The sequence below is a fragment of the Dongia rigui genome (assembly GCF_034044635.1).
Taxonomy (GTDB): Bacteria; Pseudomonadota; Alphaproteobacteria; order Dongiales; family Dongiaceae; genus Dongia; species Dongia rigui.
Map to the genome: position 1 here is coordinate 41,297 of NZ_JAXCLX010000005.1, position 16,953 is coordinate 58,249.

The 16,953-nt window shown below is 63.0% G+C and carries 14 protein-coding genes and 1 riboswitch; of the genes, 9 read left to right on the forward strand and 5 right to left on the reverse strand.

The genetic code is table 11. From position 1 onward, the window contains the following. Positions 1–31: 31 nt before the first annotated feature. Entirely contained in the window at positions 32–2,044 is a 2,013-nt protein-coding gene (locus SMD31_RS21160; protein ID WP_320502933.1) for a CocE/NonD family hydrolase, read from the forward strand. Between the two features lie 3 nt (positions 2,045–2,047). On the opposite strand, the gene SMD31_RS21165 is transcribed toward SMD31_RS21160, so the two are convergent. Further along, a complete protein-coding gene (locus SMD31_RS21165) occupies positions 2,048–2,677 on the reverse strand; it encodes a hypothetical protein (RefSeq protein ID WP_320502934.1) in 630 nt (209 codons plus the stop codon). 196 nt (positions 2,678–2,873) lie between these two features. Here SMD31_RS21165 and SMD31_RS21170 point away from each other — a divergent pair, with 196 nt between their 5' ends. Both SMD31_RS21170 and SMD31_RS21175 read left to right on the forward strand, forming a co-directional pair. After that, on the forward strand, positions 2,874–3,683 hold the full coding sequence (locus tag SMD31_RS21170) for a maleate cis-trans isomerase family protein (protein WP_320502935.1): 810 nt from the start codon (positions 2,874–2,876) through the stop codon (positions 3,681–3,683). A gap of 2 nt (positions 3,684–3,685) precedes the next feature. Continuing rightward, entirely contained in the window at positions 3,686–4,276 is a 591-nt protein-coding gene (locus tag SMD31_RS21175; protein WP_320502936.1) for a hypothetical protein, read from the forward strand. A 120-nt stretch (positions 4,277–4,396) separates the two neighbouring features. On the opposite strand, the gene SMD31_RS21180 is transcribed toward SMD31_RS21175, so the two are convergent. Further along, on the reverse strand, positions 4,397–5,647 hold the full coding sequence (locus SMD31_RS21180) for a D-amino acid dehydrogenase (protein WP_320502937.1): 1,251 nt from the start codon (positions 5,645–5,647) through the stop codon (positions 4,397–4,399). A gap of 114 nt (positions 5,648–5,761) precedes the next feature. Between SMD31_RS21180 and SMD31_RS21185 the strand changes: the two genes are divergently transcribed. After that, on the forward strand, positions 5,762–6,235 hold the full coding sequence (locus tag SMD31_RS21185) for a hypothetical protein (protein ID WP_320502938.1): 474 nt from the start codon (positions 5,762–5,764) through the stop codon (positions 6,233–6,235). Between the two features lie 6 nt (positions 6,236–6,241). Here the strand turns inward: SMD31_RS21185 and SMD31_RS21190 are convergent, their stop codons facing one another. Both SMD31_RS21190 and SMD31_RS21195 read right to left on the reverse strand, forming a co-directional pair. Then, complete coding sequence (locus SMD31_RS21190) at positions 6,242–7,237, reverse strand: glycosyltransferase family 2 protein (RefSeq protein WP_407652155.1); 996 nt, start codon at positions 7,235–7,237, stop codon at positions 6,242–6,244. Then, a complete protein-coding gene (locus SMD31_RS21195) occupies positions 7,234–7,857 on the reverse strand; it encodes a TetR/AcrR family transcriptional regulator (RefSeq protein ID WP_320502939.1) in 624 nt (207 codons plus the stop codon). Before SMD31_RS21195 ends, SMD31_RS21190 begins: the two co-directional genes overlap by 4 nt. Before the next feature lie 229 nt (positions 7,858–8,086). On the opposite strand from SMD31_RS21195, the gene SMD31_RS21200 reads away from it, so the two are divergent. Further along, positions 8,087–10,168 carry an elongation factor G gene (locus SMD31_RS21200; protein ID WP_320502940.1) on the forward strand — a complete coding sequence of 694 codons (2,082 nt, stop codon included), beginning with the start codon at positions 8,087–8,089 and terminating at the stop codon, positions 10,166–10,168. A gap of 93 nt (positions 10,169–10,261) precedes the next feature. Further along, positions 10,262–10,433: riboswitch (yybP-ykoY riboswitch) on the forward strand. A 17-nt stretch (positions 10,434–10,450) separates the two neighbouring features. Continuing rightward, positions 10,451–11,029 carry a TMEM165/GDT1 family protein gene (locus SMD31_RS21205; RefSeq protein ID WP_456077542.1) on the forward strand — a complete coding sequence of 193 codons (579 nt, stop codon included), beginning with the start codon at positions 10,451–10,453 and terminating at the stop codon, positions 11,027–11,029. 79 nt (positions 11,030–11,108) lie between these two features. Here SMD31_RS21205 and SMD31_RS21210 read toward each other — a convergent pair whose 3' ends face one another. Continuing rightward, positions 11,109–12,863, reverse strand: coding sequence for a PHA/PHB synthase family protein (locus SMD31_RS21210; RefSeq protein WP_320502941.1), 1,755 nt, complete (start codon positions 12,861–12,863; stop codon positions 11,109–11,111). Between the two features lie 300 nt (positions 12,864–13,163). On the opposite strand from SMD31_RS21210, the gene SMD31_RS21215 reads away from it, so the two are divergent. The 3 genes from SMD31_RS21215 (at position 13,164) to glpX (ending at position 16,875) form a co-directional block, all read left to right on the forward strand. Further along, positions 13,164–14,531, forward strand: coding sequence for an OmpA family protein (locus SMD31_RS21215; protein ID WP_320502942.1), 1,368 nt, complete (start codon positions 13,164–13,166; stop codon positions 14,529–14,531). Positions 14,532–14,597: 66 nt separating this feature from the next. Next, positions 14,598–15,902 (forward strand): homoserine dehydrogenase, encoded by a 1,305-nt coding sequence (locus SMD31_RS21220; protein ID WP_320502943.1) that lies wholly within the window; start codon positions 14,598–14,600, stop codon positions 15,900–15,902. A 13-nt stretch (positions 15,903–15,915) separates the two neighbouring features. Further along, on the forward strand, positions 15,916–16,875 hold the full coding sequence (gene glpX, locus SMD31_RS21225; RefSeq protein ID WP_320502944.1) for a class II fructose-bisphosphatase: 960 nt from the start codon (positions 15,916–15,918) through the stop codon (positions 16,873–16,875). The last annotated feature ends 78 nt before the right edge of the window (positions 16,876–16,953 follow it).

Sequence of the window (16,953 nt, forward strand, 5' to 3'; positions counted from 1 at the left end):
GACGCCACAGAATAAAGTTAGGGGAGAACACATGCGTATCGTCCGCGACTTTCCGCACAAGGTGCGGCACATCGAAAACATCTGGATTCCGTTGCCGGACGGTATCAAGCTCGCCGCGCGCATGTGGATCGCGGACGGCGCCGACACACACCCGGTTCCCGCCATCATCGAATGCGTGCCCTATCGCAAGCGCGACGGCCTGCGCTTTCGTGACGATGAGATGCACCCCTACCAGGCCGGCCACGGCTATGCGGTGCTGCGCATTGATCTGCGCGGCACCGGTGAATCCGAAGGCCTGCCAGACGACGAATACACCCCGGCCGAGCAGGACGACATCATCGCCGCCATCGCCTGGATCGCAGCGCAGAAATGGTGCAGCGGCAAGGTCGGGATGATGGGCATCTCCTGGGGTGGGTTCAACGCGCTGCAGGTGGCAGCACGCCAGCCCGAGGCATTGAAAGCCATCATCACTGTCGATGCCTCGGACGATCGCTACAATGACGACGTCCATTACATGCAGGGCATCCTGCTGCACGATAACTTCTCGTGGGCCGCGGCGATGTATGCCTACGCCAATCTGCCGCCGGACCCGGAGATTGTCGGCGCGCGCTGGCGCGAGATGTGGCTGGAGCGGCTGCGCCATTACAAATTCCCCTTCCGCATCTGGGGCGCGCATCAGAACCGCGACGCCTATTGGCGCCAGGGTTCCGTGATCGAGAACTACGGCGCCATCAAGGCGGCGGTCTTTGCGGTGGGTGGTTGGGAGGACGGCTATTCCAATGCCGTGCCGCGTTTGGCAAGCCATGTGACGGCGCCAGTGAAGGGCTGGGTCGGTCCCTGGGGCCACACCTATCCGCATAACGGCCTTCCCGGTCCCGCCGGCGGCTTCCTGCAGGAGGCCCTGCGCTGGTGGGATCAATGGCTGAAGGGCAAGGAAACCGGCGTCACGCACGATCCGAAGATCCTGGCCTGGATGAATGAGTCCTATGCGCCGGACCCTTGCGCACAAGCGCGTCCCGGTCGCTGGATCGCCGAGAGCGAATGGCCGAGCCCCCGCATCAAGACGCAGACGATCGGCTTCGGCCGTAACACGCTGGGTCACGCCTTGGAATCTGTGGCGCTCGCCGTGCAGTCACCGCAGACCTGCGGGCTCACCTCGGTCGAATGGTGCTCCTATGGCGGCAGCGATGGCGACTACCCGGCCGATCAGCGTCCCGATGACGGCATGTCGCTCTGCTTCGATGGCCTGCCGCTCGATGAACGCTGCGAGATATTCGGGGCGCCGGTGGTGGAACTGGCCTTTGCCGTCGACAAGCCGGTGGCACGGGTCGCTGTCCGCCTCAACGATGTGGCGCCGGATGGCGCCTCGACCCGCGTCACCTTCTGCGTCTTCAGCCTCAATCACAAAGATGACCAGGCGCACCCGCAAGACCTGGTGCCGGGCCGGCGCTACACGGCACGCATCCCCTTGAACTACATCGCCCATGCCTTCTTGCCCGGTCACAGGCTGCGGGTGGCGGTCTCGACCAACTACTGGCCGATGATGATGCCGGCGCCGGACGCTGTGACGCTGACGCTCTTCACCGATGGTTGCCATCTGGAATTGCCGGTGCGCCCCACACACGCCCCCGATCCCGCTTTCGATATTCCGCTACCTGAGAAGGCGCCGCATGCCCCCGGCCACGTCACCCGCGAAGGTTCGTCACGGCGCGAAGCGCGGCTCGACATCGCCACGGGCGGCATCACCCTCGTCAATCACAAGGATGCTGGCGGCTATCATTTCTCCGACATCGGCGTCACCTCGGATTGCAAGGCGCTGGAGATCTATTCCATCAGGCCCGATGATCCGCTGAGCTATGCCTGCGAGATCACCTATGAGCAGATGCTCAAGGGCCCGGATTGGGAGGCACGCACGGTCGGGCACACCACGATCCAGGCGCATGCCACCCATTTCCGCATCACCGCCCGCATCGATGCCTTCGACGGGCAAACGCGCATCTTCAGCGACGAAGAGGCTTACGACCTGAAGCGGGAATATTGCTGAGGCCTATTCCACCAGCGGCACTTCGACGCCGCTTGCCGTCTCGCCGAAATGATCGAGCAGGGCCGGCAGCATCTCGCGCATGGCGGTGCTGGGGTCGATGGCGGCGTCGGCCCGTTCCACGGTGCCGCGCCAGATGTAATGGCCACTCGCCCGTTCATAGACCGTCAGGTTGACGCGGAAGGTGCGATCGGTGGTGTTCAGCGGATCGCGGGGGTTGAGAAGGGTGTTGCCCTCGGTGCTGAACAAAGCTGCGTTCTTGGGATCGCTTCTCTCGGCATTGACCGTCCCCACCGACTGGTCGGATTTCAGGCGGGAGGTCAGCTGCGTCGCTACCGTCACCACATAAGCGCCGTCGCTACCCAGCGCGTAGCCGCGCCCAGTGAGATCGGCATCGAGCTGCCGCCAGGCATCGTCATCCATCTGGCTCTGGCTTTCCGGCTGGGTCTCGAGATGAGCGCCCGGCGGGATTGGTTGGTAGGCAACAGCGTCGATCCTGGCGCTGCTTTCCACTTTCGTCTCCTGGGCGGCGGCAGACCCCGCAGCTCCGGCCGCCAGTCCCCCCAGGGCGGCCACGACCACCAAGGCCGACAGAGTCCGGCTGGTCTTGAAGGGGCGCATCGATGGGATCGACATGGGGGCTATCCTTTGGTGGCGAAGCGGTCTCGGCCGTCACATAGCGGATTTCCGGCAACTCTGACAACACGTGGGAATTGCTTTCGTTTCCGCTCGGCCCCATCATAACCGCATTGGCGCCGATCGCCCATGCCGGTTTGGCATGGCCAACCCGCCTGAAACTAGCTGTTTGTCCAAATTGAAGGGAGTAGCCGGCATGCCCCCCGTTCAAGCGCTCAGCGTGGAAAATTCAGCGGCGGAGAACGGTCTGCTGGTCAACCGCAAGCACATCCCCTTCGAACTCGATGGCGGCGTGTCGGCTCGGGCGCGCATCGGCCTCATCGTGCTCGCCACCGACCACACATTGGAGCATGAGTTCCGGCAGATTTTCCGCATGCCCGGCGTCGCCCTCTATGCGACCCGCATCCGCAACGCGGCCGAGATCAACCCGACGACGTTGGCAGCGATGGAAGCCGGGTTGGCGGCGGCAGCCGATGTGATCCTGCCCGGCATTCCCCTGGATGTCGTGGCCTATGGCTGCACCTCGGCCTCGGTCGTGATCGGCGAAGAAAACGTCTTCAAGCGCATCCATGAGACCCGGCCGGAAGCCAAATGCACCACGCCCATCACCGGCGGTGTGCTGGGCCTGAAAGCCTTGGGCGCCAAGCGCATCGCGCTGCTCACCCCTTATATCGACAGCGTCAACCAGCGCTTCAAATCTTACATCGAGGCCAAGGGCCTCGAGGTGCCGGTGATCGGCTCCTTCAACCATGAGAACGACAACGAAGTGGCGCGCATCAGCACGAAGTCGATCTATGACGCGGCCCTCGAACTCGGCCGCCATCCGTCGGTGGATGGTGTCTTCGTCTCCTGCACGTCCTTGCGTGTCGCCGAGATCGCCGAAAGCCTCGAGCGCGAACTCGGCAAGCCGGTGACCTCGTCGAACCACGCCATGGCCTGGCACACCCTGCGCCTCGCTGGCATCACCGAGCCGATCGACGGCTGGGGCCGTTTGTTCCGGATTTGACGATGCGGGCAATTCTGCTTGGTGCGCTGTTGAGTTTTGTCGGTGGTGCGGCGTTTGCCGATGACGATTTCATTGTAGGCGATCCGAATGCCTGCCATTTGAAGATTGAATATGAAGCCAAGGAGCAGATGCTTCATCTGCGACCGCAGTTGCCAAGCGGTACCGATTGTCACGCCACATCCGATCTGGTCGAACAAGGGCTTGATACCGCGCTGACACGGTACTCGACACTGCCGATAAGTCTCATCTTTTTAGGTCGCCTTGAACATTATCCCTGGCTTTCCGAAGACTTGACTGAGAAAGCAATTGCCATGAGTGGGCCCTCAGGCAGGTGGGATGCCATTAAAGGCCATGCAAGAGATGGCAATGATAATGACTTCGTCTCGAAAGCCTTGTTTTTGCGGTTGCCGGTCTCCGCAGTAGGTGAGTTTGGTGAGCGACCGCTTGAGCCTTTTGTGTCGGTTCTCGCACAGCTTGGTTACTCGGTCTACGCCGTCTCTGTCGAAAAGGTGATGTTGAGATCGGTCACTGGGCGCGAAGGGCACTATCCCTATGACGCCCTGGTGCATGTCCGCGTCGACAAGGCACCGTAACCTCGTTCGTCATGGTACGCGAAGGCGTACCATCCACGAGTTTCTTTCTGGCGGAACTAGGTAGCTGCAAGCAAACTCGTGGATGGTCGGCCTGCGCCGACCATGACGAACGAGATGCAATCAATACCGGCTCATCAGAAACGGCTCGGCATCGATCTCCGGCTTCCGGCCCATCATCTGGTCAACGAGGATGCGCGACGAGCCGCACGCCATGGTCCAGCCCATATGGCCGTGGCCGGCATTCAGCCACAGATTGGAAATCGGCGACGGGCCCATGATCGGCGGGCCGTCGGGCGTCATCGGGCGCAGGCACGCCCAGTAATCGGGCCGGTCATACATCGCGGCTTTGGGGAACAGGTCGCGCGCCACGCGCAGCATGTGGGCGAAATTCCGCGGTTCGAATTCGGTGTCATAGCCGGCGAAATCGGCGGTGGCGGTAAGGCGCAACCTGTCGCCGAGGCGCGAGAACGCCACCAGATGTTCCTCATGCACGCCGCCGATGGTGGGGGCGTCAGCGGGGTCGGCGACGGGGAGGGTGACGGAATAGCCTTTCACCGGGAAGATCGGCAGATTGAAGCCGATCTGGCGTGACAGCAGCGGCGCATAGGACCCCAGCGCCAGCACATATTGATCGCCGCTCACCTGGCCCTTGTCGGTGGTGACGCCGGTGACGCGCTTTCCCTGCACGTCGATGCGCGTGATGGTCTCGCCGAAACGGAAGGTGACACCGAGGGCCTTTGCCCGTTCGGCCAAGCCCAGGGTGAATTTCCGCGCATCACCCGATTCGTCGCCCGGCGTATGCATGCCGCCGGCCAACTTGTCCTTGGCGTGGCGCAAGCCCGGCTCCAGCGTCACCAGCTGGTCTGGATCGAGGAAGTTCATCTCGACGCCCTGGTCCATCAGGAAGCGCATGCTCTCCTTGCCGGCGCGATAGGCGGCAGGGTCGCTGTAGAGATAGATGGCGCCCTTCGCCACGCGGTCCCACTCAAGCCCTTCCTCGCGCCCGACGCGCAAGGTCTCGGCCTGGGAATAGACGCAGAGCTTCATCTTCACCCGTGTCGCATGGCGGTTCCGCGCCAGGGTACAATTGCGCAGGAACTGGAGACTCCAGATCCACATGCGCGGGTCGAGGCGCAGCCGATAGCGCAAGGATGTGTCATTTCGCCACAGCGATTTCAAAAGGATCAGCGGTGCCTTGGGGCTGGCCCAGGAACTGGCATGGCCCGGTGTGACGAGGCCTGCATTGGCAAAGCTGGTCTCGCGGGCGGGTTCCGGCCGGCGGTCGATCACCGTCACCTCATGGCCTTCCTTGGCAAGATAATAGGCTGCCGTCACACCCAGCAAGCCGGCACCCAGAACAACGATCCGCATTGAGCCCCACCTGTTTATTTGCTTATTTGGCCGCAACATTGCCATAAACCGCGGCTAGAGCATAAGGTCTTGAGCATAAAGCTCTGGCCCAAGAAAAAAAGCGGAAGAGACTTCATGACCTATCGGTTTGCAGCATCCCTCCTCACCCTTCTCGTCATGGGCAGCGCCACAGCCATGGCGCAGAATGCCACGCCGCTGCCGAGCGGCCCGGCCCTCACGGTCGAGGAACTCAAAGGTTGCCTGTGCGAGGAGCCGCAGCTTGAGGCCATGCGCAAGGAGATCGCCACGCGCCGCGCCATGCTCAATGAGCGTCAGGCCCAGCTCACGGCCCTCGATGCCCAGATCGCCGAGCGGCGCAAGACGCTCGATCCCAACGATCTCATCGGCCAGGAACTGCTGAAGAACAGCATGGCGCAATCGGCCGCCTTGCGCGACCTCATCCAGAGCGACACGCGCCCGGCGCTCAATCAATCGGTGACCGATTACAACGCACTTGCCGCCAGATACACCGAGACCTGCGTCAATCGCCCGCGCTACGCCTATGACGTCGACGCCGCAAAGCAGAATCTGGTCTGCCCGCTTCCGTAAGGGGGCCTATTTCGTGACCTGATCGCCCGGCCCGCGGTGGTTGAGATAGAAGAGGTGCCGCATTTCGCGCCGGCCGCGGGTGACGTTGTCGAGGATGAAGCCGCTGGTGAGATTGAGTGCCGCAAGGATCATCAGGCCGGTGACCAGGATGGCGGTCGGCAAACGCGGCACCAGCCCGGTTTCGACATAGGTCACGATCAGCGGTATGGCCAGCAGGATCGAGGCCAGGGCGAGGGCGCCCGCCACGGCAGAAAAGAACCGCAGCGGCATTTCCAGGCGCAGCAATTGGAGAATCGTGAGGATGATGCGCCAGCCGTCACGATAGGTGTTGAGCTTAGAGGCCGAGCCCTGTCGCCTACTGCCATAGGGCGTCGAAATCTCGCCGCAGGGCATGATCAGCTGCAGGGCATGGACCGTGAGCTCGGTCTCGATCTCGAAGCCGTCGGAAATGGCCGGGAAGCTTTTGACGAAGCGGCGGGAAAAGACCCGGTAACCGGACAGCATGTCGGTGAAGGTGCGGCCGAAAATCATCGCCACCATGTTGGTGAGCAAGGCATTGCCGAACCGATGGCCGGGTCGGTAGGCCGCCTGCTCATCGCTGGTGCGGCACCCCACCACCATGTCGAGATGGTCTTTCAGCAGCGCCTCCACCATCGCCGGCGCGCTGGCGGCGTCATAGGTGTCGTCGCCATCGACCAGCAGATAAATGTCGGCATCGATATCGGCGAACATGCGCCGCACGACATTGCCCTTGCCCTGGGTGGTGACATGGCGCACCTCGGCACCGGCTTCCAGCGCCACGGCGATGGTGCGGTCCTTGGAATTGTTGTCGAAGACATAGACCGCTGCCTGTGGCAGCGCGGCGCGAAAGGCCTTCACCACATGGCCCACCGCCACTTCCTCGTTATAGCAGGGGACCAGCACCGCGATCCGACCGGCCTCGGTCGGCAGATCGGCCGGCATCGCGGCGCGCTTCGGTGCGCTGGCTTCGGAAATCGTCATGATGCCCTCCGCAGGCGCGTGCGTCCCGGTTCCTCGCCCGGCTTTTCGATTGCGCGCGCGCCGACGAGGCGCAGGCAGCCGGCCAGAATATCGGCCTCGATCCTCTGCATGCCGGGCGCCAGCAATCCATAGACCATGAAGGTCGCGGGCTGCAGGATCAGCCCCAGAACCTGTGCGGTCAGAAGATCGGCGTCGCCTGCCTCGATCTCGCCATTCTTCCTGGCATCGCTCACCAGCCGGTGCAGGACCTGGACCGGCGACTGCGTCTTCGATTTCAGCTTGGGCAATTCCTGGTGCTGGGTCAGCAGCAGGAAGCGGAACAGCAGCGGTTCCTCGTCGAAGAACTGGCAGAAGCGATGGATCATGGTGCGGAGGCGCGCGGGGAGATCACCTTTGGCCTTGGCCAGTTCGCCCAGTTCCTTGGCAAGGCCGGCATAGTTTTCGGAAAAGAGCTTCCAGGCGAGGTCTTCCTTCGACGCGTAATGCCGATAAAGACCGCCCTCGGCGATTTCGGCGAGGGCCGCGATATCGCGCACCGATGTGCCGAGCACACCCTTGGCGACGAAGAGTTCGAGCGCTGCCTGTTTGATCCGGTTTCTGGTCGCAAACCCGCGCGGCATGCCTTCCCCAAAGCAGCTGTGAACGATTGTTCACAGCTTGCCTCAACTGACGCGCATTGCCAAGCGTCAGCAAGACTGGCCTTCATATTGCGATGCAATGGAATTGAAGCGGTTTTGCCGCAGCTTTTATCCTTGCAAGCGCAGGCGCGGGGGCGAAAACTTGAACCCTACCGGCCCCGCAGAAGACCGGACCTCTCGCGTGATTTCACCCACAGCACAGGAGGTCAAGATGGCGACGAATTCGCAAGGCACTGGAACCCAAAACGGCAGAGAACAAAAGGCGCCGCGATGCGCGGCGCTCGTCGGACCATACTTGAGCGGCAAGACCGCTCTCCTCGAAAGCCTCTTGTTTGTGACCGGCGCCATCCATCGCAAGGGATCGGCAAAGGAAGGCAATACGGTGGCCGACAGCGCGCCGGAAGCGCGGGCCCGCAAGATGTCGGTCGAAGTCACCGCCGCCACCACGGAATATCTCGGCGAACGCTGGTGTTTCCTGGATTGCCCGGGTTCGGTCGAACTCGCCCAGGAAACGCGCAATGCCCTCATGGTCGCCGATGTCGCGATCGTCGTCGCCGAACCGCTCATCGACAAGGCGCTGATGCTGGCGCCAACCTTGAAATTTCTCGACGATCACCAGATCCCGCACATGCTCTTCATCAACAAGATGGATGTGTCGAGCCGCCAGGTGCGCGAAATGATGGACGCCCTGCAGGCCGTCTCGGCGCGCCCGCTGGTCCTGCGCCAGGTGCCGATCCGCGGCGCGGGAAAGGATGGCGGCGAGGTCACGGGCTATGTCGATCTGGTCAGTGAACGGGCCTATAAATACCACCCGGGCCAGGAATCCGACCTCATCAAAATGCCCGAGGAAGTGCTGCCGCGCGAACAGGAGGCCCGCAGCAAGATGCTCGAATCGCTGGCCGATTTCGATGACCATCTGATGGAGGAGATCCTCTCCGATGTGGTCCCACCCAAGGACGAGATCTATCAACAATTCGCCAAGGACCTCGCCGCCGATCTCATCGTGCCGGTGCTGCTGGGTGAAGCGGAAAAGGATGCCGGCGTGCGGCGCCTCCTCAAGGCCTTGCGCCATGAAGTGCCGGGGCCGGAAGCAACGGCGCAGCGGCTTGGCATATCGAGCTATGACGCCTCGACACTCGTCTTCAAGACCTACCACCAACCCCATGCCGGCAAGCTGTCCTTGGCGCGCATTTTCGGCGGACGGGTCTCGGAAGGCTCGGTCCTCAACGGTGTTCGCGTGGCGGGCGTGTTGAAGCCAAAGGGCAATGCTTTCGAGAAGGTGCCGCATGGCAATACCGGTGAAATCATCGCGCTGGCGCGCATGGAAGAGGTGAAGACCGGCGACCTGCTGACCGCATCGGGGAAGAAGAATCCTGATTTCAGTTGGCCCAAGCCGCTGGAGCCGCTCTTTGCGCTGGCGATGGATGCCGAGAACCGTGCCGACGAAGTGAAGCTGACCGCGGCGCTGGCAAAACTCACCGAAGAAGATACCTCGCTCGTCTTCACGCATGATCCGGACACGCATGAGATGCTGCTCTCCGGCCAGGGCGAGATTCATCTCAACATCGCCTTCGATCGGCTGAAGTCGCGCTTTGGCCTGCCGATGAAGCACCGCCGGCCGCAGGTCAGCTACAAGGAAACGATCCGCAACGGCGTGAAGCAGCATTCGCGCTTCAAGCGGCAATCCGGTGGTCATGGCCAATTTGCCGACATCCATATCGAGATATGGCCGCTGGAGCGGGGCAAAGGCTTTGAATTCCACGACCGTGTGGTCGGCGGATCCGTGCCGCGGCAATTCATCGGCTCGGTCGAGGACGGGGCGAGGGAGTCGCTTGTGCGCGGTGCCTTCGGTTTCCCCGTGGTAGATGTGGCGGTCGCGCTTTTTGATGGCCAGTTCCATGCCGTCGACAGTTCCGACATGGCCTTCAAGACCGTGGCACGGCAGGCGATGCAAGAAGCCCTGCCCCAATGCGGACCGGTGCTTTTGGAGCCGATCTTCTCGGTCGAAATATCTGCACCGGCCGAATTCACCGCGCGCGTCCACAATCTGGTCACCGGTCGGCGCGGGCAGATTCTCAACTTTCAGGCCAAGGAGGATTGGACCGGTTGGGAAGTGGTCGAGGCGCTGGTGCCGCAAGCAGAACTCCATGACATGATCATCGAGTTGCGCTCGCTGACCCTCGGCATCGGCAATTTCGCCTGCCAGTTTGATCATCTGCAGGAACTTACCGGTCGCCTGGCCGACAAGGTGATCGAACAGCGCCAGGGGCATTTGCAGAAGGGCGCTGCTTAGAGGTAAGAATTGTTCGCAGCCAGGCGCTGGTTCCGCCGCACCATCGAGCGGAATCGGCGCCTATTGCCGTCGGAAAGTCGCTCTGCTAAAAACCCGCCCGTCATTGGGGAGTAGCCGCTCTTCGTGTTCCGAAGAGGCCCGCGTCAACATACTTGGCCGATAGGCCATGGCGCTGGCAGTCCTGAAAGCTTGGCAAGACCTTTGACCAAACGCGCCTCCGAATTGGCCGGGGATGTGCGTCTGGTCAATTGTGTCTGAAATCGCCGGCCGGGATATGAAATCATGGAATCCTTTCTCGTATCGACCGGCGTCGTGACGCTCGCCGAAATCGGCGACAAGACGCAGTTGCTTGCCTTTCTCCTCGCCGCCCGATTCAAGAAGCCGGTGCCGATCATCCTCGGCATCCTGGCGGCAACTTTGGTCAATCACGGCCTTGCTGGTGCGCTTGGCGCCTGGATCACGGCCATGCTGGCACCTGAGATCCTGCGCTGGGTGCTGGGCGTCTCCTTCCTCGGCATGGCGGTGTGGACGCTGATCCCTGACGAGATCGAGGAAGAGGAAACGCAAGTAGCCAAGCGCTTCGGTGTGTTCGGCGCGACACTCGTCACCTTCTTCCTGGCTGAAATGGGCGACAAGACGCAGGTCGCAACGGTGGCGATGGCGGCGCATTACGCCACGCCCATCCTGGTGGTTGCCGGCACGACGCTCGGCATGCTGATTGCCGACGTGCCTGCGGTCTTCATCGGCGACAAGCTCGCGGCGAAGATTCCGATGCGGCCGGTGCACATCACTGCGGCCGCCCTCTTCGCCCTCCTCGGCGGGATGACGCTGCTGGGGCTGGGGAAGGGTTTGGGGTTCTGAGGTCGCCTGGGCTTTCCTCGATCGTCATCCCCGGAACCCTCGCCCCGGGGATGGGGCGCTTTTTGGCATTCAGTGAGACCTACTGCGCCAGTACCTTCACATAGGATCCCGGCGCATCCTCGATCGGCTTGAGCTTGCCTGCACCCGGCTGCCTTGCCGCCACGTCACCATCGCTGAAGGCGGCGATCCATTTCGCCCATTCCGGCCACCAGGAGCCCGGATGCTGTTGCGCCTTTTCCAGCCAGGCTTCCGGCTTCTTGGGGTAGGTCTTGCCATCGCCGATCCAGTGGCAGTATTTCCCGGCCGCCGGCGGGTTGACGACGCCGGCGATGTGGCCGGAGGCGGCCAGCACGAAGGTGACCGGGCCCTTATAGGTCTGCGTCGCTGCATAGGCCGCGATCCACGGCGCGATATGGTCCTCGCGCGTTGCCAGCACAAAGGACGGCTGGCGGATGGTGGTGAGGTCGATCGCCACACCGCCTAGCTCGATGCCGCCCGGCTGGATCAGCAGATTCTTCTGATACATGTTGCGCAAGTAGAAGCTGTGCATCGCCGCCGGCATGCGCGTGGAATCGGAGTTCCAATAGAGCAGGTCGAAGGGGAAGGGTTCCTTGCCGAGCAGATAGTTGTTGATGACGAAGGACCAGATCAGGTCATTGGCGCGCAGCATGTTGAAGGTCGCCGCCATGTCGGCGCCGTCCAGATAGCCGCGCTCGTTCATCTTCGTCTCAAGCGCCGTCAACTGCTCCTCGTCGATGAAGACGGACAGCTCGCCCGCTTCGGCAAAATCGATCATGGTGGTGAAGAAGGTGGCACTGGCGATGATATCGGACTTCTTCTTCGCCTCGAGATAGGCCAGCGTCGAGGCAAGCAGCGTGCCCCCCAAGCAATAGCCGATGACGTTGACGCTCTTCTCGCCGGTATCCTTTTGCATGGCCTCGATCGCGGCCAACGGCCCTTCCTTCATGTAATCGGCGAAGGTCTTCTGCGCCAGGCGTTCATCCGGGTTGACCCATGAAATCATGTAGACCGACTGGCCCTGGTCGACCGCCCATTTGACGAAGGAATTCTGCGGCTTCAGATCGAGGATGTAATACTTGTTGATCCAGGGCGGGATGACGAGCAGCGGTCGCTTGGCGACCTTCGCCGTCGTCGGTGTGTAGTGGATGAGCTGCAGGAGCTCGTTCTGATAGACCACCTTGCCCGGCTGCACGGCGACATTCTTGCCGATCTCGAACGCTTCCGCGTCGGTCATCGAGATCTTGAGCCGGCCGTTGCCGCGCTCGAGATCCTCGAGGAGATGCTCGAGGCCCTTCACCAGGTTCTCGCCGCCGCTTTCGATCGTGGTGCGAAGAACTTCCGGGTTGGTCATCACGAAATTGCTGGGTGCCATCGCGTCGACGAACTGACGCGTGTAGAAATCGACCTTCTTCGAGGTCTTGTCATCAAGCCCGTCGACCTTGCGCACGGTGTTCTGCAGCCAGCGGGCGGTCAGCAGATAGGATTGCTTGATGTAGTCGAAGACTTGGTTGTCGTTCCAGGCGGCGTCCTTGAAGCGGCGGTCGTCCTTGGCGGGTGTTATGACCGGCGCCGCCTCCTGGCCCATCATGCGCGCCGCGGTCGTCTGCCACAGGTTCATGTAATCCTGCCACAGCGAGACCTGGGCCTCGATCAGCTTGGCGGGGTCGCCCATCATTCGGGTGGTCATTTCGAGGAAGGCGCGGCCGAGATTGGCGGCATCCGGCCCGACGGTGAAATCCTGCGCGTGGCGGGCGAGGAAATCGTTCATCAGGCGCTGCGACTGTTCGGCGATTCGGCCGACGGTCTCTGCCATCGCCGCCGGGTCCGGCGCGGGTCCCGGGCCGTCATTAGGCGGCAAAACGCGATTTGCCTTCTCTTGCTCTGTCCTGGGGGGATTGCCGGAAGTGGTCTTCGCCATCGTGAAACCCTGGAAAGGACAAAAATAACAAAGATTTAGGTTCTAGCGCTTTTTCACGTCCATGATCTCGCTTGTTTGTTATAGTAGCGCAGTCTAAAAAATCGGAACTTTTATTTTGCGCCAGTGGTTTGCGCGCTTAGGATGAGGGGCCGGGCGGGCTATTGGTTCCCGGTCCGGCGCCGTGGGGAGGATGGAATGGTAGATTTTTCGGATTTGGCCGCATCGCGCGGTGTTGCCGTGGCCGAGGCCGTCGGGCGTTTTGCCCTGACCTCCGGTTCGGCGCTGCGGCCGTTCCTGCCGCATTCGCGCTATCAGATGCGTCGCTGGGCGACCGTCGCGGCCTTCATCACCATCGCCGGTTGCTCCTCCTTCGGCGGCGATACCCAGCACCCGGCCCAGGACGCGGCGGCCAAGCAGGCCGCAGCCGACGCCGCCAAGGCGAGCGGCGAGGCGGCCAAGGCCAGCGGTGAAGCCGCTGCCACGCAAAGCGCCAGTGCCGCCGCCTCTTCCGGTGCTGCTACTGCGGGCGTTCCCGACATCAACAGCGTGCCAAAGAGCGCGCCGGTCCCAGCCGATCTCGATGCCGGCGTGCAGCCTGGCCTCTCCGCCGACCGCACCAATGCCCAATATACCGATGAATCGCTGACGGCCCCCGGTGAAGCCGTGGCACGTCCGGCGGCTCCGGTCGCCGCGACACCGCCGGCACCCACCCCGGCACCGCTGCCGGCCGCCGCCACAGCCCCTGCCGGCACCCCGGCGCCGCAGATCGCCGGTGTCACCCAGCAGCCGCTGACCCCGCCGGTCGTCGGCCAGTATCCGGCCCCGCAGATGACGCAGGTTGGCACTGTGTCGCAAGGTTATGTCGGCACGCCCCAGCCCGGCTCGAAGCCCTTGGGCGGCGGCACCGTCGGCAACGGCTATATCGTTCAGCCTGGCGCCGTGCCGCAGGCCTCCGCCCCCACCGTGGTGGCGACGCCGGTCATGGTCGATTACTCGTCGGTCGCTGCCGGTGGCACCTATGGTTATGCCTCCTACAGCCCCTATCAGCGCAACAACCCGGCGCAGGCCTATTACCGCTCGCCCTATGGCGTGACCCAGCCGGTCGCCTATGGCGGTGCCGCGTTGCAGCCGGGTGGTTTCCAGCCCTATGCGCAGCCGGGCTACCAATCTTACGCGCCGGCCGCCGTGCCGCCGCTCCCCGCCGCCGGTCAGCCGGTCGGCGTGGTGTTCTTCAACAACGGCTCGGCAAAGCTCGGCCGCGATGACCAGCGCGTGGTGAAGCAGATTGCCGAGATGCACCGCTATTACGGTGGTGTCGTGCGCATCGTCGGCCATGCCAGCCAGCGTACCGGCAACATGAACCCCTACGCCCAAGACCAGGTGAATTACGCGGTCTCGATGAAGCGCGCCAACGCCATCGCTCGGGCGCTGACCCGTCGCGGCGTGCCGGCTGGCCTCATCCAGGTGGCGGCCGCCGGTTCGGCCAACCCGGTCGCAGTGGAAACCATGCCGGTGGGCGAGGCGAACAACCGCCGCGTCGAGATCTACCTGTCGGCCTATTAATTCCGGTTCTGAAAAAGTCGATCATGATCAATCTAGCGGGCTCGGCGCTGCCGAGAGGCGGCGCTTGTGGCCGCTGATCGAAAACCTCTTCGTATTGCTATCGCCGGCCTCGGCACGGTCGGGGCCGGCGTCATCGACGTCCTCCAGCAAAACGCCGAGATTCTTGCCAAGCATTGCCCGCGCCCGATCGTCGTCACCGCTGTTTCCGCGCGCGACAAATCAAAGGATCGCGGCCTCAATTTGAGCGGCGTCGATTGGGTCGATGACGCGGCCAAGCTCGCCGAGCATCCGAATGTCGATGTCGTCGTCGAGGTGATCGGCGGGTCCGAGGGCAAGGCCAAGGAACTGGTCGAAAAAGCCATCGCCAATAAAAAACATGTGGTGACCGCCAACAAGGCGCTGCTCGCCCATCACGGCACGGCGCTCGCTTTGGCCGCCGAACGCGCCGGCGTGGGCCTCGCTTACGAAGCGGCCGTGGCCGGCGGCATTCCGGTGATCAAGGCGATGCGCGAAGGCCTTGCCGCCAACCGCATCACCCAGGTCTACGGCATCCTCAACGGCACCTGTAACTATATCCTCACGCAAATGCGCGAGACGGGGCGTGAGTTCGCCGATGTGCTGGCCGAGGCGCAGAAGCTGGGCTATGCCGAGGCGGATCCCAGTTTCGATGTCGACGGCGTCGATGCCGCGCACAAGCTCTCCATCCTCACCTCGGTCGCCTTTGGGGTTGCGGTCAATTTCGCCGGCGTGCGCATTTCCGGCATCCGCAATGTCTCGGCCATGGACATCGCCTATGCCGACGAGCTCGGCTATCGCATCAAGTTGCTGGGGATCGGCCGCCAGACGCCGCATGGCATTGAGCAGCGGGTCCATGCCTGCATGGTGCCGGCCGCCAGCACCATCGCCAAGGTGGACGGGGTCTATAACGCCGTCGTCACCAGCGGCAATTTTGTGGGCGAGAACATCGCCATCGGCCGCGGTGCCGGTCGGGGACCCACTGCCTCGGCCATCGTCGCCGACCTCATGGACATCGCCCGCGGATTTATTTTGCCGGCTTTCTCCGCTCCGGCGGAAAGCCTGGAACCGGCAGCCCAGGCGCCTGTTGGGCTTCACGCCGGATCCTATTATCTGAGGTTGATGGTCGTTGATAAGCCGGGTGTCGTCGCCGACATCGCTGGTGTCATGCGCGACGAAAACGTCTCGCTGGAATCGATGATCCAGCGCGGTCGTTCGCCCAATGACCCGGTGCCGTTGGTCTTTACCACCCATGAAACCACCGAAGCGGCCGTCGGCCGCGTCGTAAAACGGCTTTCTGACATCAAATCGGTGCTGGAACCGGCGCATGTTCTGCCGATCGAGCCACTGAGTTAAGGAGACTAGTCTGATGGATCGCAATTTGGCCCTCGAGGCCGTCCGCGTCACCGAAGCAGCGGCCCTGGCCGCCTCCCGCCTGATGGGACGGGGTGACGAGAAGGCCGCCGACCAGGCCGCGGTCGACGCTATGCGTCGCGCCCTCAACGATCTGGATATCGACGGCACGGTCGTCATCGGCGAGGGCGAACGCGACGAGGCGCCGATGCTCTATATCGGCGAGAAGGTCGGCGCCGGCGGACCGAAGATCGACATCGCCCTCGACCCGCTCGAAGGCACCACGATTACGGCGAAGGGCGGCACCAACGCGCTGGCCGTGATCGCCATGGCGGAAGCCGGCGGGTTCTTGAATGCGCCCGACACCTATATGGAAAAGATCAGCGTCGGCCCCGGCCTCCCCGACAACCTCGTCGATCTCGATGCGTCGCCGGCCGAAAACCTCAAGGCGCTGGCCCAAGCCAAGAAGATGGAAATCAGCGACATCGTCGCCTGCATCCTCGACCGGCCGCGCCATGCCGACCTCATCGCCAAGGTACGCGCCACGGGTGCGCGCATCATGCTGATCTCGGACGGCGACGTGGCGGGCGTCATCGCCACCGCCAAGCCCGGCACCGGCGTCGACATTTACATGGGCCAGGGTGGCGCGCCTGAAGGCGTGCTGGCAGCTGCCGCCTTGCGTTGCATCGGCGGCCAGATGCAGGGCCGGCTCGTCTTCAGGAATGAAGACGAAAAGGCCCGTGCCGCGCGCTGGGGTGTCAAAGACCTCAACCGCAAATACGGCCTGATGGATCTCGCCAAGGGCGACGTGATGTTTGCGGCCACGGGTGTGACGGACGGCCCGATGCTCAAAGGCGTCCGCCGCGGCGGCACCTGGGCCACCACGCAATCCATGATCATGCGCTCCAAATCCGGCACCGTGCGCATCGTCGAGGCCCAGCACAACTGGACCATCAAGAAGCCGCAAGGCCTCTGATGTGTCGGGTGCGATAGCTAGCACCCCTCACCCCGACCCTCTCCCCACTTCGTGGGGCGAGGGAGTTCCGATCGAGCC